The organism is Polaribacter sp., from assembly GCF_051251875.1.
Lineage (GTDB): Bacteria > Bacteroidota > Bacteroidia > Flavobacteriales > Flavobacteriaceae > Polaribacter.
Genome location: NZ_JBPOGL010000013.1, coordinates 56,758 through 75,459, shown reverse-complemented (window position 1 = coordinate 75,459; position 18,702 = coordinate 56,758). Strand labels below are relative to the sequence as shown.

The 18,702-nt window shown below is 30.1% G+C and carries 13 protein-coding genes; 9 read left to right on the top strand and 4 right to left on the bottom strand.

Annotated elements, in window-relative coordinates; translation table 11 throughout:
* Positions 1–55: 55 nt before the first annotated feature.
* From ACSHW5_RS07950 to ACSHW5_RS07940, 3 genes are all read right to left on the bottom strand, one after another.
* On the bottom strand, positions 56–337 hold the full coding sequence (locus ACSHW5_RS07950; protein ID WP_435675586.1) for a helix-turn-helix domain-containing protein: 282 nt from the start codon (positions 335–337) through the stop codon (positions 56–58).
* Positions 338–408: 71 nt separating this feature from the next.
* Positions 409–1,416, bottom strand: a complete 1,008-nt coding sequence (locus tag ACSHW5_RS07945; RefSeq protein ID WP_435675585.1) for a hypothetical protein — start codon at positions 1,414–1,416, stop codon at positions 409–411.
* 7 nt (positions 1,417–1,423) lie between these two features.
* Positions 1,424–2,677, bottom strand: coding sequence for a tyrosine-type recombinase/integrase (locus ACSHW5_RS07940; protein ID WP_435675584.1), 1,254 nt, complete (start codon positions 2,675–2,677; stop codon positions 1,424–1,426).
* A gap of 407 nt (positions 2,678–3,084) precedes the next feature.
* Here ACSHW5_RS07940 and ACSHW5_RS07935 point away from each other — a divergent pair, with 407 nt between their 5' ends.
* From ACSHW5_RS07935 to ACSHW5_RS07920, 4 genes are all read left to right on the top strand, one after another.
* Positions 3,085–3,237, top strand: coding sequence for a hypothetical protein (locus tag ACSHW5_RS07935; RefSeq protein WP_435675583.1), 153 nt, complete (start codon positions 3,085–3,087; stop codon positions 3,235–3,237).
* A gap of 203 nt (positions 3,238–3,440) precedes the next feature.
* Positions 3,441–4,532 carry an RteC domain-containing protein gene (locus tag ACSHW5_RS07930; RefSeq protein WP_435675582.1) on the top strand — a complete coding sequence of 364 codons (1,092 nt, stop codon included), beginning with the start codon at positions 3,441–3,443 and terminating at the stop codon, positions 4,530–4,532.
* 123 nt (positions 4,533–4,655) lie between these two features.
* Positions 4,656–4,934, top strand: coding sequence for a helix-turn-helix transcriptional regulator (locus tag ACSHW5_RS07925; RefSeq protein ID WP_435675581.1), 279 nt, complete (start codon positions 4,656–4,658; stop codon positions 4,932–4,934).
* Between the two features lie 6 nt (positions 4,935–4,940).
* Complete coding sequence (locus tag ACSHW5_RS07920) at positions 4,941–6,269, top strand: DUF3987 domain-containing protein (protein ID WP_435675580.1); 1,329 nt, start codon at positions 4,941–4,943, stop codon at positions 6,267–6,269.
* An 810-nt stretch (positions 6,270–7,079) separates the two neighbouring features.
* Here the strand turns inward: ACSHW5_RS07920 and ACSHW5_RS07915 are convergent.
* On the bottom strand, positions 7,080–7,439 hold the full coding sequence (locus ACSHW5_RS07915; protein ID WP_435675579.1) for a DUF7222 domain-containing protein: 360 nt from the start codon (positions 7,437–7,439) through the stop codon (positions 7,080–7,082).
* A gap of 148 nt (positions 7,440–7,587) precedes the next feature.
* Between ACSHW5_RS07915 and ACSHW5_RS07910 the strand changes: the two genes are divergently transcribed.
* From ACSHW5_RS07910 to ACSHW5_RS07890, 5 genes are read left to right on the top strand one after another with little or no spacing between them, the layout of a single operon-like run.
* Entirely contained in the window at positions 7,588–8,319 is a 732-nt protein-coding gene (locus ACSHW5_RS07910) for a 4'-phosphopantetheinyl transferase family protein (protein WP_435675578.1), read from the top strand.
* A gap of 7 nt (positions 8,320–8,326) precedes the next feature.
* Positions 8,327–9,067: an aspartyl/asparaginyl beta-hydroxylase domain-containing protein gene (locus ACSHW5_RS07905; protein WP_435675577.1), complete on the top strand. Its 741-nt coding sequence runs from the start codon at positions 8,327–8,329 to the stop codon at positions 9,065–9,067.
* Positions 9,064–10,269 (top strand): serine hydrolase domain-containing protein, encoded by a 1,206-nt coding sequence (locus ACSHW5_RS07900; protein WP_435675576.1) that lies wholly within the window; start codon positions 9,064–9,066, stop codon positions 10,267–10,269. Before ACSHW5_RS07905 ends, ACSHW5_RS07900 begins: the two co-directional genes overlap by 4 nt.
* A 38-nt stretch (positions 10,270–10,307) precedes the next feature.
* Positions 10,308–17,903 (top strand): amino acid adenylation domain-containing protein, encoded by a 7,596-nt coding sequence (locus ACSHW5_RS07895; protein WP_435675575.1) that lies wholly within the window; start codon positions 10,308–10,310, stop codon positions 17,901–17,903.
* A 2-nt stretch (positions 17,904–17,905) separates the two neighbouring features.
* Positions 17,906–18,700, top strand: coding sequence for a TauD/TfdA dioxygenase family protein (locus ACSHW5_RS07890; protein ID WP_435675574.1), 795 nt, complete (start codon positions 17,906–17,908; stop codon positions 18,698–18,700).
* Positions 18,701–18,702 lie beyond the last annotated feature (2 nt).

Below are 18,702 nucleotides of genomic sequence, written 5' to 3'. Positions count from 1 at the left end.
ACGGTATTATTAATACTGTTTTTTTGAAAAAATAAAAAAGCATAGAGCGGACACTCTATGCTTTTCTTTTATATTTAATTGATTTTACTTCTTGAAGTGAATTAAAGATTTCCTCGTGTTTAATACGAACTGAATCTCCAATTTTAAAAGCTTTTATTTCGCCAGCCTTTATTTTATTACGTACCGTAAGTTCTGTAACTTTAAAAAGCAAGCTTGCTTCTTTAACTGTATACAGTTTTTGACTTAGGTCTTCTTTAGGTCTATTAAGTAATTGGTTTAGTAGACTCTTTACTTCTTTTAAATCCGAAGATTGTATTAATAAATGAGTGTTGTCCATAATTTTGAGTTTTTAATTTGGCTCAAACTTAGGATTGATATTGAAATCAATTTATCAATTGATTATCAATTTTATATTTTAATTTCATCTAAAAATGATAAATATTGATAACTTCCCTTGTCATTAGTAGGTATGTTATCATCCTTTATGAATTTTATTATTGTATTTAATTGACCTGTATCAATTTTTTCACCAAAAAAAGATGTTGCTTTCCTGCATACATCTGCTTGATTTTCGGTATTAAGTAAGTTGTTTTCAAATAGCTTTCCAATAAATAAAGCTATATCTCTTTTTCTTTTTAACTTTTCAGAAATCCATTCCCCTTTATTATTTATTATATTATAATTTAGAAGAAGATTTAGAATTTTTTCAGAACAATGAGGATTTATAAGCTCTACAAAATTATGTGTTTTTAGTTCAAGAATAATAACTTCTATTGTTTCTGAATTTTTATTTGTTTCGACTTCTTGCTTAACTTCTGTAGAAAGACTTTCCGTAGGTTTTTTTTCTTCAGTAACAACCTCTTTTTTAACTTCAAATTGTTCTATTGGATTTCCTTTTTCTGACTGAATAACATCTACTTCGTTTGTTACAATATTTATAGGTGTTTCGACATCTTTTTTAATTTTCTTTAGTTTAGATTTCGTTTTTTGTTCTTTTATTTTACAATATAAAATTGCTTCAAAAAGCATTTTATTAAGGTCTTTTAAAATGTTCTTTTTTTCATTTGAAAATGTTCTCTTAGAAGATATGCTAGTATAATTATTAGTTTTTACTTCAATCTCTTTATTGTTATACACAACTTCAAAATAGGTTATTATTTCCTCTACAACTCTAATTCTTATTTCTTCCTCGTTATATTTCCCTTTATTCAAATTCAGCTTAATAATAGATTCGTAAAAAGGGTACTTGTTTTTAAACTTGTTGATTTTTAATTCATTATCATTAATTTTCAACGAATCATTTGTAGGGATAATTTTTTCCTTAGGATATGCTTCATTATAAATTTCAATCCAATATTCAACTTGTCTTTCTCTCCTTGTTAATTTACTTTTTCTTATAAATTCATTAAATTTCATAATCTCTTTATGCTTTCTTTAATTTTGGTAATGGAATATTAAACACTTCGTCCATAGCTTCTTTCTTTTCTGGTTCACTCACTTGATAATACTGATTTAGCGTTTTCATATCTCGATGCCCCGTAATAGAAGCAATTAATTTATCGCTCTTTCCTTGCCTTTTCATCATTGTAATAAAGGTTCTTCTAGCGGTATGAGTACTTATTCTGTCATAGTAAAACATTTCTACCTTTATATTTTCTTTCCCTTTAGTAGTTACTTTCTGAACAAGGTCTGTATATCCAAGTTCTTGAAAAACCTCTTTGATATACTCGTTTTGCTTTTGATTAGCTATTAAAGGAAGTTTATAATCGTATTTTTTTAAGAGGTATTTTGAAATACTTGTTAGCGGTATTTCTCTTGCTGGCTTTGAGAGGTCTTTATCTTCTTTAAGAATTATATTTTCGTTGGTTACATTACTTTTCTTTATCAATGATAATTCACCAAATCTCATCCCTGTAACACAAGCAAAAACAAAAACGTCTCTAACTCTTTCATGCTTATCTAAATCAAAATCAAACTCAAGTAATTTATTTAAGTCTTCAATTGTTAAAGCTATTTGTTTTGTTATTACTCTTTCAAGTTTCTTAAAGGAAATAAAAGAATCATTATATGTGTATTTATTTTTTAAAGACCAAAACAAAAATGTTTTTATCAACCCTAAATTCCTAGAATACGTATTATTAATATGCTTTAAATCATCCAAACAATAAGCTGTAAACTCACTATAAAAACGATCATTAACACTAGTAAAAGTTAGTTTGTATTTTTTTAAATCTTGAAAATTTGTAAGTAAATTTTTAATATTCTTATATCTTTTAACAGTAGCTGCTGACCATTCTTTACTATTTGTTTTCTCAGCCGTAAAAACATCATAAGCTTCAAAAAAAACATTTGCATTACCTGTAGTTTTTTTAAACTCTTCATCAAAAGCTGACTTCAACGTTTTTGATGTAAAATCCTCTTTCATTTTCTTATATAAACTAGCTGTTTCTAAGAAAAGGTTTGAATGTCTATCTAATTGTAATTTTATACTATTAGAAAACTTAGAAGTTTTACCCCTTGACAATGGTAGCTTATTTTTAAAATCCCAAAACTTGGGCTCAATTTTTTCACCTGTAGAATAAATAAAAGTTTTACCCTCATTTTTGAAAGATGATGTAAAGTAGATAAGTGTTTCTTTTTCTTGATTCGGATGCTTTAGCTTAAAAGAGTATTTCATAGTTAAAATTTATAGGTGCTGTTTTAGGTGCTGAAAATGTTATATCAGGTTATACCTCTAAACTTTAACGAATATAAGAAAACCCTTAAAATAAAGGGTTTTATAGCTAATTATTATTTAAAATAATTTTCAGTAATAATAAATACAATACTCGGCGTCTCCACAATTAAAAAACCTAATCAATTGAAATTTAATTGATTAGGTTTTTATATATCCAGAAAAAACTATTTTTGTGTCCGAATTTGTGTCCACTTTGCTTTTAAGCAAACAAACAGACACCACTTCCTTAAGTTTATATCCAAAATACGAATTAAGGCCTTTTAGATGATCATTTGCAACAAATTACTATGGAAAAATAGATACTTCTTTAATTACGTCTATCACAAGTCATTCTTAATGAGAATCAGTTGAGAGCAGACATAAACAATAATGACGAAACAAATATAAAACGTACAAAAGAACAGACAGGTTTATTTCATGCAAAAAGAAATTTTGAAAAGCAACAAGCTAAAGAAAACCCAATAATAAAAGTAATTAAAAACGTTTCTACTCAAAATTAATAAAACTATAGTAAAAATTAATCCTTTTGAGCTATTGCCTTTGATAGCTATATAATTGTTTATTTTTATTTCTCTTAAGATTTCAAAATTCTTTCTTAATTTGCATTTATGTTGCTCATGTAAATGTTTTTAAACTAAAAAAAATGTTATTTAGTGAGATAAAGGATTTTTTTATATTAAATTATAACTAAACGGATTTAAAAATGAAACAAATAATTGACTTTGAATACATGAATAATTTTATTTCGAATGTATTAAATGATATCGATAATTCATTAGAAATAAAAATAATGGAATATAGATTAGATATAGAGACAATTACTAATAAAAAAGAAACATTAAAATATATAAAAGACGAAAAATCGAAATTAAGGGATTTACTAAAGGAAATACCCAATAAAAATACAAGAGAAATAGACGAATATAGAATATACCTAAATCAAAAACCTTTAAATCCTGTTTTAAGAAGAAAAGCTATTAAAGAGTATTTTTTTATAAAATACTTTGAGTCTTTGGATGAACTATTTATTAATTTGTTTCAAATTAAAAGCTACAAAGAACTACGAGAGGAAGATTTTGTAAAAAGTACAATTGAATTAGCTACCCTTTTAGAATATAATTCTTTTTTAACAGATCAAATTAAACAAATTAAAAAGGGGAAGCAAAAAAACTCCAAACAAGAAGAATCAAAACCATTAGAATCTGATAACATCAAATTAAAATGGCAGGGCAATCCAACAGAATTAATTGAACTAATAAGAGCACTATTTCTAAACAAAAGTATTACTGGTAAAATTGGAGAGCTGACTAATAAGGTTACTGATTTCTTTGACCTAGAAATAAGAGCCCCACATAAGCTATATGAACATATAAAAAATCGTATTATCGACAGTGAGACCTTATTTCTTGATCAATTAAAATCAAACTTATGCGATAAGATTAATAAAATTAAACAAGAAGAATTAAAACAAGAAGAGCCAAAACAAGAAGAACCAAAACAATTAGAATTTGATAATATCAAATTGAAATGGCAGGGTAATCCAACAGAGTTAATTGAGCTAATAATAGCACTATTTCTATACAAAAGGATTATTGGTGAAATTGGAGAGTTGACTGATAAAATTGCTAATTTCTTTGACATAGAAATAAAAGAACCATATAAATTATATGAACATATAAAAGAACGTATTCATGGCAATGAGCCCCTCTTCCTTGATCAATTAAAATCAAACTTATACGATGAGATTATAAAAAAAAGAAGCGAAAAAAGCAAAAGAGAAAAAGAGAAAAAATAGACGGTAGTACCCCCGGTAGTACCATCGATTCGTCTAAAAAAACCTTTGATAGCCTCAAAAACCTTGTAATTTTGCCGAAGATTATTAACGATGATAATCAATAAATCATTTAAAATTAGAAAAATGAAACAGGTACAATTAGTGGGTATAACCACAGAAGAACACAACTCTCCAATCTTTAATTACATCGATAAGAAATTCGAAGAATTAAAACAACATTTTCAACCCAAAGAACCAAATAAATATCTGAAAAGAGAAGAAGTTGCAGAAATGATACGTATGAAAACTTCTAGTGTTCATAACATTACTAAGGATGGGACTCTTACGAAATACCAAATTTCTGGTAGAGTTCTATACAAAAGATCAGAGGTAGAAGCTGAAATTAAAAAAATAAAAAAATAATTGATTATGAACAATTCCATATCTAAAGCTAAAAAAACCCAGATAACAAGTTACAATGGAACTCCAAGAGTAACCAAAAACAACTTATCAACTAAAATTCACTCTTTCCCAACAGAAATATTTCCAAAAAGCGTTCAAAACCTCATAATAAATGCTGAGGAAACTGTTGGCTATAATCCAGAATATTTAAGTGCTGGAATACTATCTGCTTGTGCAACTGCCATTGGCAGTTCAGTAAGGTTGCATAACGGATCCTATCACAATCCTCCAATTTTATGGTTAAATATTATTGGAAGATCTGGAGACGGTAAGACACATCCACTAAAATTTGCTAAACAACCCATAGCAGAAATGGATAAAAAAAGTTTTACTAGGTTCCAATCTGATATGCAGAAACATTTTAATTCTGAGAAGAAAAATGAAGAGAAACCTGTCTATAACAAAAACATTCTTAGTGACTTTACTCCAGAAAAACTATCAGAAACCCTTCAGCATAATAAAAAAGGTGTTTTAATTTTTAGAGACGAGTTGCTAGGCTGGATCAAGAGTTTTGACAAATATAAAAAAGGAGGCGATCAGCAAATGTATTTAGAGTTCTTTAATGGGGATGCCATTTCTGTTGACAGGGTATCTAAGGGGCCTATTCGTGTTGAAAACCCTAATGTAAACATTCTTGGTGGTATGCAACCAAAAGTTCTAAAAGACATGGCTTCTAACAATAGAGAGGATGATGGATTTTTAGCTCGTTTCTTATTTGTATATCCTAAAGATCTAGAACCAAAACTATTTACTGGAAAACAAATAGATGAAAGCCACTATCAAAGCTACAGTAAGCTGATCCAAGATTTATTTGGCACAACTAATAAAACTTTAAAAACAACAGAAAGCCAAATAGAAATTTACAAAGAATGGCAAAGTAGAAAAGTTAAAGAGTGCCATCATGACGATCTAGAAACATTAATACAATCAAAGTTAGAAACATATGTTTGGAGGCTTGCTTTAATTTTAGAGATGATAGAGCAAACATCGATTGATATCTTTAGTGATAAGCTATCAGACAAAAGCTTAGAAAATGCCATAATATTGGTAGAGTATTTTAGAACCAATGCTTTACGTGTATACAATAAGCTGTCTTCCACAAATCCACTAGATAACTTTTCTGAAGACAAACAAGAACTCTTTAAAGAATTACCAATGGAATTTAAAAAAGGTGATCAAGCTGAATTATTTAAAAAGCATGGAGTTAACGGTGGCTCTTTAGCTAGGTTTTTAAATAAAAAGGAATTATTTAAAAGAGTTGATAGTAGGGGTAATTATAAGAAAATGTTTAACTAAAAAACTCTATTTAAGACTAGCCACCTATTCAATTGTAAGATTGAGTAGGTGGTTTTTCATTAGTCCTTACCACCTTTACCAGTAGTTTACCACTCTTAACCCTTATCGATACTGAGGTTTACCAGCATTACCACGTTTACCACCCCTTATAACCTCAACTAAATGACCCCTAAAAATAGTACTTAAATACATTTTACCCCCTATGTACCCCAACTATCACTAGGACTGCAGATGTAGTAAATTAGAAGAAAGTACTTTGTGAGGGGTGGGTCTCTATATTTCAATCAGAACCATCTATTTAGTTAATAATTCTAAATAGGTGGTTTTTAAATTGTTTACCACATTCCCAAATCATTACCAGTAAAAGAACAGCTATAACACCTACTAATGTTGAGGTTTACCAGCCCCCCCCTTATAACCTCTGCTAGATGAACCCTAAAAATAGTACTTAAGCCTATTTTACAAAACCCCTCCTCTATGCACACCCTACTATCACTAGGACTACAGATATGGTAAATTGGAAGAAAGCACTTCGTGAGGGGTGGGTCTCTAAGTTTTAAACAAAACCCTCTATTTAATTAATGATTCTAAATAGGTGGTTTTTTATTTCTCCTTACCACGCTTACCACTCGCTTACCACTTTTAAACCTATCAAAACTCTTGCTAATGTTGAGGTTTACCAGCATTACCACGTTTACCACCCCTTATAACTATATGTATTAATATGATTCAAAAAGGTTAGTAGAAAGTCTATTAGAGGAACCAAAGAGAAACAGAGAAAAATATGCAACATAACGTTGCATATTTTTTTTAATTATTATTTTCTACAAAAGAAATCACTTCACTCATCATAGACTCCCAAGCGAACCAGGATAGCCAATTAAAATATTGTGTTTCATCTTGTGGACTTGGTTTGTTTTCTAGTGTTCCACAATCGCATTCAAATTCTTCTAGGATTTGTAATATTAATAAATGATGCTTTTTTGCAAAAGCAACAGTATCCTTGTAATAAATCATACCAGGAACTGATCCACTATCTGCTGTATAATAATCTTGAGTATGTTTTATCAGTAATGACCATTCTACATCACCTTGTTTTAGTAATTTCTTGTAGAAATTTGGAAATGAACTGTGATTTTCTAAAAACTGTTTTTTACTTAATTTAGACATAATTTTTATTTATATCTAAGGGTTTCAAAGTTTTATTTAGTGTTGTAAATCAAGAGTTAATAAGTGTAGTTTTTTTTTTAAAAAATAATGTGGTAATTTTAGAAAAAATTGTAATTCCAAATTAGTTAAATAGTTTTATTTTCAGAGCATGGATATTTATATTTACTGTATTGATTCTCAGGCGAATGATTTAGATTTGAATACATTAAGTAAAACAGAAATAAACAGGTATTTAAATTTTTTTTTTATTGACGATCAGATAAATTATGCTGCCAATCAAATTATTAAACGAAGCGTTTTAGAAAAGAAATTAGGAGTTTTAGCAAAAAACATTAAATATGTTACCGATAAAAATGGTAAAAAAAAAGTTTCTAGCTTTTATGATTTTAGCGCATCTCGATCTAAGGGAGCAAGTGTGTTTGGGGTTTCTAAAAATAGAATTGGAGTTGATATTGAGAAAATAATTGACACTAATAATCGATACATGCCTTTAAAAAATGCATTTTTATGTGATGCAGAAACTGGTTTTATTAATAATGATAGAGAATTAATTATAAATTGGACTATTAAAGAGGCTTTTTTAAAATATATTGGTAAAGGACTTTATGTTGAGCCTTCAAGTTTTGGCTTTAAAATTTTAAATCAATCAAAAATTGAATTTTATAAAGGAATAAATAACTTTAGCCTTGAGTGTTTAGATTATTTAGTATTTGTTATTAATAGAAAATATTGTATTTCAATTTGTTTTCCAAAAAAAGAAAAAAAAATTAGAATATTTCTATTAAATAAAAATAGGGAAATATCAATAATTTGTAACACATCAGCAACAAATTTAGAAATTCTGAATAAGAGTTTTTCATTTATCTTTAATAAACAATAATATAACAATGGAAAATATTTATTCCATAATTAGTAACTTACCCTTTCCAGATGAAATTACAAAATTTTGGAAGAAACATTCGCTTTGTATCCAAAAACAAAAATTCCCTAAACAAAATATTATTACCAGAGATTGGATAAGTACTAATAGTTTAATACCTTATTTAGAAATAGATTTAAGATTACCAATAAATAAAATAAGAACTGAGATCTTAAATGTTCTTGACTTTTATGAAAACAGTTCAACCCATAGAGGAGAAGAAATGCATAATGGTTGGTGGAGTTTATGTTTACATGGTCTTTCAACTAATAAAACTAGATCTCCAAGGCATTATGGTTATAAAAGTGATTCTGAGACTCCATATAAATGGACTGAATTATCAGATCTCTGTCCTATCACAACGAATGCAATTAAGAATTCCTTTAAAGTTGAATTTTTCCATAGAATAAGACTAATGGTTTTGGAACCAGGTGGTTATATACTTCCACATACAGATACTCAGAAAAGTTTCTTACCTAAATCTGTAAATATAGCGATAACGAATCCAAAGGGAGCGTATTTCCTTCTTAAGGATAAAGGTATAATCCCTTTTGAGGAAGGAAAAGCTTTTAAGTTCGATATTAGTATTGAACACAGTGTTATAAATATCTCTGAAGAAAGAAGAGTACATCTAATGGTTCATTATGATAATCCAAAGCCTGAATGGGATTCATTTATTGTTAATTCTTACAAAAAAAATATGAAATGATAAACAATTCCACTTTAGTATTGGGAAAAAACGAAGATGTAGGATTCATCGACGAGAGACTTGAATTAATTAAAAAAAGAGCTGAAGAATGGGTAGAAAACAATAATACTTCGGCTTTAACTTATTTAATAGCAAGGAAAGGAGTAATTGTTTCTAATTATTCTTTTGGTAGATTGAAATATGATATTCCAACTTCAATATTAACTCCAGATGCTGTATTTAGTTTATCATCTTGCTCAAAACCTGTCATTGCTACCTTAGCAATGATATTAGTTGAGGATGGAATTTTGAGTTTGACTAGACCTGTTACCGACTATATTCCTGAATTGAAAAATAATCTTTCATCTGGGGTCATGGTAGGGAATTTATTAACTCATACCTCTGGTTATAATGCAAATGATTGGTTTAAATTAATTGGAAAACTGCCTTATGATATTCCTAGAGATCAAGTTGATTGTGAACTGAATCAACATCCTTATATTCACTCAATGTTAGAGTTGTGCTATAGTCAACTCAAGCCGAGGTGCAAACCTGGTCGGATAATGATGTATTGCGGGTTTAATTATATACTAGTTTCAGAAATAGTTAGAAGGCTAAGCTCAAAAAGTTTAAATGAATTTTCGCAAGAGTTTATTTTTACGCCATTAGAGATGAAGAGTTCATGGTTTGGTCTAAAACAAGAAGCGGAAGATGCTAGAGTTACAGCAAATCCCAAAATTTATGAGGGTACAGGAAGAGACCCTAATAACTTTAAGAGATTGACTATTCCCCATGCATCAGGAGGATTAATATCTAATTCAATAGATATGGCTAAGTTTTGTCAAATGTTTTTAAATGGTGGATGTTATGGGGACAAAAGAATATTGAGTAGATCGAGCATAGATATTATGACTCAAAATCAAATCCCTAATATAAAGGCAAAAAATAGAGATGGTTTATGGATTCACCAAGCTTCAAGAGGCTATGGTTGGGCGGTTCAAAGTGAAGAAAGATGGAAATACATAAATGGTTCTTTAATACCTATAAATGCATTTCACCATGAAGGTTCATTTGGTGTTGGTATTTGGGGGGATCCTAAAAATGAGTTAGTAGGAGTATTCTTAAGTTCTATTCGAACTTATGATGTTAAAACGGATTATTATGAATTTAATCTAGATTTATTTCAAAATATGGTCTATTCAGCACTTCAAAATAATTTATAACAGCAGAATGGGTAAAGAATGAATATATCAAAAAAACTATGAGGAATATATTATTAAAATACATTGAAAGGAATGTCAAAGAAATACCATTAAAGAAAGCTATTCTTAGTAGTAATTCTGAATATACTTATAAGGATTTAGGAAGGATGGTCAATTGTTTGTTTAAAATACTTGATGATTCAGGGATAGAGCCAGGAGATATTGTTGGTTTGAAGTCAGATAAATCATTTATGCAGATAGCAAGCCTTATTGCCATAATTAAGAAAGGGGCTATTTATTTACCATTAGACAATAAATTACCTACCAAAAGAATAGAGTATATAATAGCTAATTCTGGGGTGAAGTTTATTTTAACGGATAAAGAACCTGTAATAGAGATTGACCAAGTTAATTGGCTGAATTTTAAAAATATAGATATAGATAGAAATCAAGATGTTGAAGTGAAATCAGAGGAAGGAGAATTCTTATATATTCTTTACACCTCTGGTTCTACAGGTTTGCCTAAAGGGGTTTTATTCCGAACGGTCTCTTTTGAAAATTTGATAGAATGGCAGCTTTTACACTTAGATCCTGAAATTGAAAGAGTAGCACAATTTGCACCTTTGGGGTTTGATGTTTCATTACAGGAAATTTTATCAACCCTTTGTTTTGGGAAAACTTTAGTTTTGATTAGTGAACAGATACGTAGGGTTCCAAAGAGCTTACTTCAATTCTTGAATGAAAATAATATTGGTAGAATTTTTTTGCCTTATGTTATGATACAAGAACTTACAGTAGCTTATGAAAAAGAACCTATCCCTATCTTTCTGAAAGAAGTGATTTCTGCTGGAGAACAATTACTACTTACTAAACCTATTAAAACGTTCTTCAAAGAAGAATCTGATTGTAGATTAATTAATCAATATGGACCGACAGAAGCACATGTTGTAAGTGCTTATGCACTTCCCCCTAATGTAGATGACTGGGCTGAAATTGCACCTATAGGCATTGCAATTGATAACGTTGGCTTACATATAATTTCAGATGGTAAAGAGACTGCTAAAGGAGAAATTGGGGAATTATTTATTAGCGGGGTTTGCCTTGCTCAAGGGTATATAAATAATGATGAATTAACAAATGAGTTATTTATTCCTCTACCAACTGATACATCAATAAAAAGTTACAAAACAGGGGATTTAGTAAAAGTTCAAGAAGATGGTAATATCCTTTTTTGTGGACGGTCTGACTATCAGGTCAAAATTAGTGGGTATCGAGTCGAGCCTGCAGAAATTGAAGTAGTTATTGCTGGACACCCTCAAGTTTCACAGGCTGTAGTTCAGATATATAAAGATGGTTTAATACCATTGGTTTGTGCTTTTTATATTCTAAAAGAAAAAAATCAAGTTGATTGTTTCAGTTCAATAAAACAATATTTGAGAGAGCAACTTCCTGAATACATGTTGCCTTCAAAATTAACAAAACTCGATGAGATACCGAAGACAGTGTCTGGTAAAATTGATCGTTCTAAACTGAAATTAGACAGGGTTAGGCCACCATTGATGAGTCAATATAAATCTCCAAATAATAGTTTGGAAAATCAGGTGAAGGAAATATGGGAGAGATGCTTAGTAATAGAAGACATAGGTGTGAATGATCCTTTTTTCGATTTGGGAGGGAATTCTATTTTAGCAGTTACTGTAATAGAACAAATTAACCAAACATTAGATTTAGAAAAATCATTAGATATTATTTCATTATTTGAATATCCAACTATAAGAGGGATTGCCAATTTACTTCAAGGAGATTTGTTAAATAATGAAGAAGAAAAAGATGCACCTTTAGAAAATAAAGAAAAAATAAAGAGAATAGCCATTGTAGGAATGGCTTGTAATCTTCCTGGAGCAGCTGATTTAGAAAATTTTTGGAAAAATATTAAGGGAGGAAAATTATCTGTTCAGTCAATTCCAAAGGGAGATATAGAGTCAGGGAATATTCAACTTAGAGAAGACGAAGACTATATGCATTATGCAGGAATCCTTGACGATATTGAATATTTTGATGCGGATTTTTTTGGATTTAGTGCTAGGGAAGCTTCAATAATGGATCCCCAACATAGACTAGCATTGCAATGTGCCTATCAAGCATTAGAAAATGCTGGATATTATGGTAAGCAATCTATTAGCAGAGTTGGTGTTTTTGCAGGTTGTGGTTTCAGTACTTATCTTTTAAATAATGTTCATCCAGCAACTGGAATGCATCAAAATCGTACTTTTCTGGAATCATCAAACGAACTGCAATTGATGGTTGCTAATGATAAAGACTATCTGGCAACTAGAATAGCATTTAAATTAAATTTAAAAGGACCAGCTGTTACAGTACAAACTGCTTGCTCTACTTCATTAGTAGCAATCCATATGGCAGCAGAAAGTATTTTGAAAGGGGAATGTGAAGCAGCTATTGCAGGTGGAGTAAATATTACTGTTCCTCAAAAATGTGGATACCTATACCAGCCAGATATGGTTTTTTCAAAAAATGGTCAGTGTCGTCCATTTGATAAGAATGCCACAGGAACAGTCTTTGGAAGTGGTATTGGAATGGTTGTTTTGAAAGATTATGATAAAGCAATCAAAGATGGTGACCGCATTTATTCTGTTTTATTGGGTTCTGCTATAAATAATGATGGAGGTGAGAAAGCAGGATTCATTACACCAAGTTCTTTTGGGCAACAGGATGTTATCCTCAAGTCTATTCGAGCAGCTAAAATTAACCCTGATACAATTGGTTATGTTGAGGCACATGGTACAGGTACAATTCTTGGTGACCCACTTGAAATCCGTTCTTTATCAAAAGTATATAGGAAGTATACAGATCAACTTTCGTTTTGTGCTTTAGGCAGCGTAAAAGCAAATATTGGACATCTTTCTTGGGCATCTGGAGTTGTTGGGTTTATTAAAACAGCACTTTGCCTTTACTATGAAACCATTCCTCCTCAAATTAATTTCGAACAAGCGAATGAAAGAATGAATCTTTCAGATTCCCCTTTTTATATTAATAATGGTACATCTAAAATATGGGAAACAAACTCTTCAAGAAGAGCAGCAGTTAGTTCTTTTGGAATAGGTGGTACAAATGCTCATGCTATTTTGGAAGAACATGATCATCCAAAGGAACGAACTATTAATTTAAATCAGAAAGTAGAATGCATTCCTATAAGTGCCCCAAGTGTTGAAGGGCTTGAAAATCAATTAAGAGGATTAATGGACTATTTGCAAAAAGGGAATTGTAAATCTATTAGTGATTTGGCGTTTAGTCAGATTATGCTAAAACCATTGTATTCTAACCGGACACTTATTTCTGCCAAATCATTAGAGGAATTGACTTCCAAAACGCAAATATTATTGGAACAAAAAATCATAGAAGAAAATGATTTTATAAATACAACTCCTGTTCAGAAAAGAAAATTAGCATTTGTTTATACAGGACAAGGAGTTCAATATTCTTCTATGGGGAAATATCTTTTTGAATCAAATGAAGTGTTTCGAGAGGTAATCATAAAATGTGATCAATATTTACAAAAAATCGATAAAGTATCATTACTTGATTTGCTTTTTTCTGAAAAAGACAAAAGCTTGATGCACCAAATTAAATACACTCAGGTTGCTGTGTTTTCTTTTGAATATGCATTAACACAATGTTACTTATCATTGGGTATCATTCCAGACGTATTAATCGGCCATAGTACAGGAGAGTATGTAGCAGCTTGTGTTGCCGAAGTTTTTTCGCTTGAAGAAGGTCTATGGCTAAGTTTGGAACGAGGAAAACTTATGGATGAATTTGTTTCGGAAGAAGGAAGAATGATATCCATCCTTACAGGAACAGATAAAGTTGAAAAATGGATAGAACAATATGAAATATCTATTTCCATTGCTGCGATAAATGGTATTGTGAGTACTGTTGCATCAGGAGATAAGGTAGGGATTGAAGAATTATCAAAAAAGTGTAGCGAAGAAGGAATAAAATGGAAAGAGTTAATTATTGATAGAGCAGGACATTCCCCATTAATGGATGCTATGAAGATACCCTTTATGGAAGTTCTGAGACAGATTGATTATAATATTCCAAAAATCCCAATTGTATCTAATCTTTCAGGTGTATCAGGACAGAAAGAAGATTTTATAAGACCTGAATATTGGAGTAGGCATACTCGTGAAACTGTATTGTTTTATAATGGAATCGAACATCTTTTAAATAAGGGGGTTACGACATTTTTGGAGATAGGTCCTAGTCCTGTACTACTTGGGTTAATTGAAGCGAGTTTTCCCGATTCAGGACTTAAACTAATCCCTACATTTTCTCGTTCATCAAAACGTAATATATTACTTCAAGAAAAGGAATTTTATAATAGTATTTCAGCTTTATATGAGAGTGGTGTAAACATAAATTGGAAATCAATGAATTCTAATTCTTTTGATGAAAAGAAAAAATCCCCTATTCCATACAAATTTGCTAAACAGAAATATTGGATTGCTCCTCCAGAAAAGGGAAATTTCGTTTTAGTTAATTCAACGGAATCTGATAATATGAAAGATGCATATTGTCAAATAATTTGGGAACGAAATGATAGTAATATAACTGAATTCCATGGAATTGATTCTTTGTCATATCAGGTTATAGTCTTAATTGATAAACCACTAACAAATCATTCTCGACAATTTTTGGAAAATGCATTTGCAAATTATACATGTTTTAATATTTCTGATATCAACAATGAAATTGTTTTCTTAGATAAGATAATTGGAGGAAAAGAAAATTTGATGTTTGTATATGTTTCTGAATTAGAAACTGATTTGTCCTTTAATTCTTCTTTTTATGAAAAACTAAAACATCAAATTCATCAAATCATTACTTTTTTCCAAAAACTCATTCAGATTAAATACGATAATATTAATTTTTACCAAATAACAGCATCTGCACAAAAAGTAATGGATGATGATATTGTCTGTAATTTTATTGGAAGATGTATTCAGGGGGTATTGCGTTCCTTGAGTTTGGAGATTACTGAAATTAATTTTGGTTTTTTAGATTTTAGTAAAGGGGAAACCATTAATAAAGATACTTTTGAAAAGGTATTTGCCATATTGTTAAATAGGCAAGAAATTGCTATCAGGGAAAATAGGGTTTATTTACCATATCTTAAGTCAAAAAATAAAATCCCAAAAAGCAAACAAAGTAAATTGGATGAAAATGGGGTATATATAATTTCAGGAGGCTTTGGTGGACTAGGGAAAATTACTGCTGAATTTTTAGGAGAACATGGTGTTCAGCAAATTATATTATTTGGTAGAAGTTCATTGAATCAAGATAGAAATACTTACTTGAAAAACTTTAAACATCAATATCCTAATACAGAAATTAACTATTATAAAATAGATTGTTCTAAAGAAGAGGAAGTATCTAGTTTTTTCGAAAGTATATCCAACAAAGAATTACCAGTTTTAGGGATATTTCAAACAGCAGGAGCAATAGAAGATGCAACAATTCTAAACCAGAGTATTAAGACAATAGAAACTTGTTTTATTCCTAAGGTTCTTGGAACGATAGTTTTGCATAATAATTCGATTAAATACTTTAAGGAATTAAAATACTTTGTAACTTTTTCGTCAATCGTTTCAATTATTGGTAATCATGGGCAAAGTAATCATGGGGGCGCGAATGCATTTATGGATGCACTTAGCAGTTATAGAAAAAGCCAGCATCTACCTTCTCATAATATAAACTGGGGGGCTTGGTCTGAAGCTGGTGAATTGAAAGGGAAATTAGAAATTCAACAACATCTAAAATCATTAGGATTTAATTTAATTGGAAACAATGAAGGTAAAAGAGTTATTGGAAATGTGATAAATATGGATTGGAATCAATTAATTGTAATTCCTATGAATTGGTCCAATTATTTAGAAACTATTCCTAACCGACAGAAGAATCGATATGAAACATTTATTCCGAAAATAGTTACGGAAAATGAAAAGAAAAAATCAATAAAGCAACAATTTGTCGATTTATCAATAAATGAACAAAATCAGTTTGTAATTTTAAAAGTGAAAGAAGTTTTTAATTCTGTTATTGGATATTTGCATAACGAATCTTTTGAACTTGATGAAAATAAAAGTGTTTTTGAATATGGTGTAGATTCGCTTACGAGCATTCAAGTTCGAAATAAATTAAAACGTATTTTTGAAGTAGAGATAAGTGTTACATTTATTTTTGATAATCCAACAATTAAAGGCATTACTAACTTGTTAACTGAAAAACTTCAAACGAGTCAGGAAATAGAAAAAGAAAACAAAAATGAAAAAGTCATAAACGGTCAACTAGAGAAACTTTCTTTCCAACAAGAAAGATGGGTTCAGCTTATTCAAAAAGGATATGGATATCGAGTAGTTCCAATTATATTTAATTATAAACTTGATGAAAATAAATTACGAATAGCTTTAAGAAAAATTATAAGTCGTCATAATTCCCTAAGGTATTATTACGGTGAAGATTGTGTTAAGATATTGAATGTAAATGAGATGCCTATTTTTGATGATAATGCACTTTTTACAAATATTAGCAAGTTGAATCTAGAAGAAAAACAAATAGTACTTAAAAGATTTTGTGAAGAGAGGTATAAAGTAACACGTTCTGGAAAAATCAGCATTCCTTGGGAAATAAAAATTTTTAAACTGAAAGAAAATAGGTTCGTTCTTTTTCTGTGTCTACAACATATTGATTTTGACGGAGTCTCTCTGACAACTTTTTCAGAAGAGTTAAAAAAGACCTATGAAAATGAACTAGGTATTGGAAAACACATATTACCTAATTACAAACAATATGAAGATTATATAGACTGGCAGCAAAAATATTGTCAGAATGATATAAAAAATGACCGTTCCTTTTTTCAAGGTGTTTTTAGTACAACTACTGAATCAACATTGCTTTCTGAAAAGCATTCGTTAAAAATAACTCAACCACAAAAATCAGTTCGTTGGAGCCAAAGTTTATCGATAGAAAAATATAATCAATTAAGCCTAGTTTCTATAAAAGAGGGAGTCTCCCTTTTTTCAATTATCTTTTCAGCATATGCACGAGCCATAGGCAAAATAAAATCGCTTAGAGAAGTTTTAATTGCGGTAATCTCAAGTGGAAGAGCTGAAGAAAAATATGCCAATACCATAGGTCCATTTACGGCACCTTTCCCTTTGAAAATTGATTTGAGGGATGAACCCATTTTAAATACTGCTTTACGTCTAAATCATTTAGTCATCCAATATAATATGAGGTCACACTATCCTGTATCTGATATGACTAAACACGTAGGTCTTTTTTCTGGGTTTCCGATGGATACATATTTTACGGATATAGGTATCAATTTTACGAATTATAAAAAGGAGAAAAAATCTAAAAATGTCAAAATAATTGAGATTTTAGGCCCTACTCTAGAAGAAGAATTTGTTGAATGTCCTCCTTCATCTATAAAACGAATTCCAGGGATACACCTCGTGGTTAATGAACTTGAAGGAGGTTTATCATTTAATTTTTGGTATCACGAAAAACGTTTTAAAGTTGAATATATTAAGAAATTGTACCATTCAATTTTAGAAGAAATAAATATTTAAATATGATTATAAATAATTCAGATGATTTTGTGCTTGAAATATTAGAATTTCATAAATACACGAAAGATAAACTTAGGAAATTACTACTTAAGAACAAACTTTTGGTTTTAAGAAATGCCAACTTGGATTTTGCAGGTTTCGATTCGTTTTCTAATTATTTTGGAGTACCAGAAGTTGCTTATCCTTACAAATATCAAGCTCTGGGCTTTGAGACAATCAGGTTGCAATCAAATGTAGAGGGGAAAGGAATGAATGGAGGAGGCATGTACTGGCATTCTGATGGACCTCAAACAAAAGAGCCTTCAAGAATTACCTTATTGTCTTGTGAGGAAGCACCATTGGTGGGAGGAGAAACCGTATTTTGTAATCTATCTCAAGCCTATTCCGACATCCCTGAAGATATGAAATTAAGAATTGAACATTTGGAAGGGAATTATCCATGTAGGCAAATTTATGTAGATGACTTAATAGAAATGGGACTTGAGCCAGAAACGGAAATCGTCAATAGCTTACATAACTTAAAACATCCATTAGTTAAAATTCATCCAATATCTGGAATTAAAGCCTTGTACTTAAATGAAAATTGGCTAAAGGGGCTTGATGGTATTCCTAAAGAGGAGAGTGACGAATTACTCAAGTATTTGTATGACTTCGCAACAGAAAAAAAGTATTTGTATTATCACAAGTGGGAAAAGAATGACTTACTTATATGGGATAATTATTCACTAATGCATAAAGCTCTCGATCTAGATTCCCAATACCCCAAAACAACGAGAAGAATTCGCATTAAAGGTTAGAA

Excerpts from the sequence above, each read along its gene's own strand:
- ACSHW5_RS07890 (WP_435675574.1), top strand. The coding sequence starts at position 17,906 with ATGATTATAAATAATTCAGATGATTTTGTGCTTGAAATATTAGAATTT.
- ACSHW5_RS07920 (WP_435675580.1), top strand. The coding sequence starts at position 4,941 with ATGAACAATTCCATATCTAAAGCTAAAAAAACCCAGATAACAAGTTAC.
- ACSHW5_RS07895 (WP_435675575.1), top strand. The coding sequence starts at position 10,308 with ATGAGGAATATATTATTAAAATACATTGAAAGGAATGTCAAAGAAATA.
- ACSHW5_RS07930 (WP_435675582.1), top strand. The coding sequence starts at position 3,441 with ATGAAACAAATAATTGACTTTGAATACATGAATAATTTTATTTCGAAT.
- ACSHW5_RS07950 (WP_435675586.1), bottom strand. The coding sequence starts at position 337 with ATGGACAACACTCATTTATTAATACAATCTTCGGATTTAAAAGAAGTA.
- ACSHW5_RS07925 (WP_435675581.1), top strand. The coding sequence starts at position 4,656 with ATGAAACAGGTACAATTAGTGGGTATAACCACAGAAGAACACAACTCT.
- ACSHW5_RS07905 (WP_435675577.1), top strand. The coding sequence starts at position 8,327 with ATGGAAAATATTTATTCCATAATTAGTAACTTACCCTTTCCAGATGAA.
- ACSHW5_RS07915 (WP_435675579.1), bottom strand. The coding sequence starts at position 7,439 with ATGTCTAAATTAAGTAAAAAACAGTTTTTAGAAAATCACAGTTCATTT.
- ACSHW5_RS07900 (WP_435675576.1), top strand. The coding sequence starts at position 9,064 with ATGATAAACAATTCCACTTTAGTATTGGGAAAAAACGAAGATGTAGGA.
- ACSHW5_RS07940 (WP_435675584.1), bottom strand. The coding sequence starts at position 2,677 with ATGAAATACTCTTTTAAGCTAAAGCATCCGAATCAAGAAAAAGAAACA.
- ACSHW5_RS07945 (WP_435675585.1), bottom strand. The coding sequence starts at position 1,416 with ATGAAATTTAATGAATTTATAAGAAAAAGTAAATTAACAAGGAGAGAA.
- ACSHW5_RS07910 (WP_435675578.1), top strand. The coding sequence starts at position 7,588 with ATGGATATTTATATTTACTGTATTGATTCTCAGGCGAATGATTTAGAT.